At 35.9% G+C, this 646-nt stretch carries 1 protein-coding gene; it reads right to left on the bottom strand.

The window, feature by feature from the left end; translation table 11 throughout:
- Window positions 1-49 precede the first annotated feature (49 nt).
- Window positions 50-646, bottom strand: a 597-nt coding sequence (locus tag A5844_RS07855; RefSeq protein WP_218776170.1) for a hypothetical protein, incomplete at its 5' end; no start/stop codon positions are given.

Raw genomic sequence — 646 nt, 5'->3', positions numbered from 1 at the left:
ATTAAGGATTAAAAATTAAAGGGATTTTTTCTATGTATTTTCTCATTCATCATGTTATTTCTATTTTCTTTTTTGTTGAAATACTTTGTATATATACACATCTAGATGTGTATAAGAGACAGGTTAAAGACATATGCTCTCCATCAGCCAATATTTCATCCACCAGAATTTTTGCTTCAGATTCAAAAAGTTTTTCATTAGATTGTTGTTCAGCTCCTGTAGCTAGAGATGTTTGGAATGTCGGTCCAGGATATAATGAATTTCCGGTGTTTCTTGCTTGTTCACGTGGTTCTTTCGCCATTCTCTTTAGATGATTCCGTCCGACTCTTGTATTATGACCTGATGAAGTTTCTTGCGATACTGTTTGGCTGTTCGTTATAGTGTCTTCTTGTTGTTTACTAATATTCTGATTCGAATTCCTCGCAACCTTTGTTTTAGCTCCTTTAAGAATCCCGCGATACTTTATAGCTATCACATTAGCACTGTCACTTACATCTCTTCCATTACTGAATGGGATCAAGTCGGTTCTACTATTGTACAAGTCTACACTGGCTCCATTACCGAATGGGATCAAATCGGTTCTACTATTGTACAAGTCTACACTGGCTCCATTACTGAATGGGATCAAATCGGTTCTACTATTGTA

Origin of the sequence: Candidatus Enterococcus wittei (assembly GCF_002140175.1) — a bacterium.
Lineage (GTDB): Bacteria > Bacillota > Bacilli > Lactobacillales > Enterococcaceae > Enterococcus_B > Enterococcus_B wittei.
The sequence above is the reverse complement of the archived record's forward strand: the minus strand, read 5'-3'. Positions and strand labels throughout refer to the sequence as shown.